This window comes from Neisseria sp. P0021.S005, assembly GCF_051956955.1.
Genome location: NZ_JBQCWY010000456.1, coordinates 1 through 2,472, shown reverse-complemented (window position 1 = coordinate 2,472; position 2,472 = coordinate 1). Strand labels below are relative to the sequence as shown.

General features: G+C 54.0%; 2 protein-coding genes. One reads left to right on the top strand and one right to left on the bottom strand.

Translation table 11 applies throughout. The features are described from left to right. The coding region (locus ACTHUE_RS15515; RefSeq protein ID WP_440423931.1) for a phosphoglycerate kinase at positions 1–1,087 on the bottom strand (1,087 nt) is incomplete at its 3' end. Between the two features lie 195 nt (positions 1,088–1,282). Between ACTHUE_RS15515 and ACTHUE_RS15510 the strand changes: the two genes are divergently transcribed. Next, the coding region (locus tag ACTHUE_RS15510) for a M16 family metallopeptidase (RefSeq protein WP_440423930.1) at positions 1,283–2,472 on the top strand (1,190 nt) is incomplete at its 3' end.

The following is a 2,472-nucleotide window of genomic DNA, read 5'->3' as shown; positions in this document are numbered from 1 at the left end:
TGATTTGATCGGTTACGCCGAATTTGGCAATCGCCGCCAAAGTGTCGCCGCCGCCGGCAATCGAGAACGCATCGCTTTGGGCAATCGCTTCGGCCAATACTTTGGTACCGCCGGCAAATTGGTCAAACTCAAACACGCCGACCGGGCCGTTCCATACGACCGTACCGGCAGCTTTGAGCAAATCGGCCAAAGCAGCAGCGGATTTAGGGCCGATGTCCAAAATCATGTCGTCTTCGGCAACGTCGGCAATGTCTTTCACCACAGCTTCCGCATCGGCGGCAAAGGCTTTAGCGACAACCACGTCGGTCGGCAGCGGAACAGAGCCGCCTTTAGCCGCCATTTTCGCCATGATTTTTTTGGATTCTTCCACCAAATCGTGTTCGGCCAAAGATTTGCCGATGGCTTTGCCTTCTGCCAACAGGAAGGTATTGGCAATGCCGCCGCCGACGATGAGTTGGTCGACTTTGTCGGCCAAAGATTCGAGGATGGTCAGTTTGGTGGACACTTTGCTGCCGGCAACGATGGCAACCATCGGATGAGCCGGTTGTTTCAGGGCTTTGCCCAAAGCGTCGAGTTCGCCCGCCATCAACACGCCGGCGCAGGCAACCGGTGCGGCTTGGGCAACGGCTTCAGTCGAAGCTTGGGCGCGGTGGGCGGTACCGAATGCGTCGTTGACGAACACGTCGCACAAAGAAGCATAGGCTTTGCCCAGCTCCAAGTCGTTTTTCTTCTCGCCTTTGTTGATGCGCACGTTTTGCAGCATCACGACATCACCGGCGTTCAAAGTCGGTTTGTTTTCACGCCAGTCGTTCAATACTTTCACGTCTTTGCCCAACAGTTTGCCCAAATGTGCGGCAACAGGCGCTACATCGTCTTCAGGATGGAATTCGCCTTCGGTCGGACGGCCGAGGTGGGTCATCACGATCACAGACGCGCCGTTGTCCAAGCAGTATTTGATGGATGCGAGCGAAGCGCGGATACGGGTGTCGTCGCTGATGTTGCCGTCTTTAAACGGTACGTTCATATCGGCGCGGATCAGAACGGTTTTGCCTTGAACATTTTGTTCGGTCAGTTTCAAAAATGCCATGATGATTCCTTTGTGATGGTTGGAAACGGGAATGTTTGGGATTATCCGCGAATGAGGCGCGACGGTAAAGATTGGCAACGGCCGCGCTTGATGTGAATCAGCAGATAAGGCCGCAGGCCGTCTGAAACATTCGGCCTATCTTTGCAGATTTTCCGCTATACTTTGGCGATTGATTTTCATTTTACGGATTGAACCATGTTACGCCGAATTGCTTTAATGCTTGCCTTCACGCTGCCTGCCGCCTCATGGGCGCAGACGCTTTCTGAAACCCTGCCCAACGGTCTGAAAATCATCGTCAAAGAAGACCACCGCGCGCCTGTGGCCGTTTCGCAAATTTGGTACAAAATCGGCAGCGTGGATGAGAAACCGGGCAAAAGCGGCCTGAGCCACGCTTTGGAACACATGATGTTTAAAGGCACGAAAGACGTTCCCTCCGGCGAATTCAACCGCCGCGTGTCCGAGCTGGGCGGACAAAACAATGCCTATACCAACCGAAATGAAACGGTGTATTACGAAAACGTCGCCGCCGCCAACCTGCCTGAGATCCTGAAGCTCGAGGCAGACCGAATGCACAACCTCAACTTCAGTGACAAAGAATTCCTCAACGAGATGAACGTCATCCGCGAAGAACGCCGCCAACGCACGGAAGACACAGCCGACGGCAAAATGTGGGAACAAGCCTATCTTGCCGCCTTTACCCAACCGTCCATGCGCGCCTCCGTCATCGGCTACATGAAAGATTTGCACACCCTCAAAGCCGATGACCTGCGCACGTGGTACAAACAATATTACGCGCCCAACAATGCTGTATTGGTCATTGTCGGCGATGTCGATGCCAAACAAACGCTTCAGACGGCCGCCAAACTCTTTAGCGATATTCCCGCCAAAGCCCAGCCGCCGCGCAACAAACTCCATACCGAACCCTATTTGCGCAAGCCTGTTACGGTCAAAGCCACTTCTCCGGTTACACACCAGCCGCTGATTGCCATCAACTTCCGTGTACCGAAACTCCAAAAACTCGATGACACGATGCCTTTCGCCCTCGACATCCTCTCCGATATTTTGGCAGGCAACGCGTCCAGCCGTTTTGATAAAAACCTCGTGCGTGGCAAGCAAACCGCATTGAACGCAGGAACGCATTACGACATCATCAGCCGTGAAATTCCGCTGTTCAGCGTGATGGCCATGCCTGCCGAAGGCGTGAAAACCGATACTTTGATTGCCCAGCTGCGCCAAGAAATCAAAGACATTGCCGACCACGGCGTTTCCGAAGAAGAATTGCAGCGCGTCAAAACCCAGGCAGCGGTCAGCGAAATCTACGCCAAAGACTCCATGTCTTCCCAAGCCTCCATGATGGGCCGCCTCGAAGCGCGCGGTTTCCAATA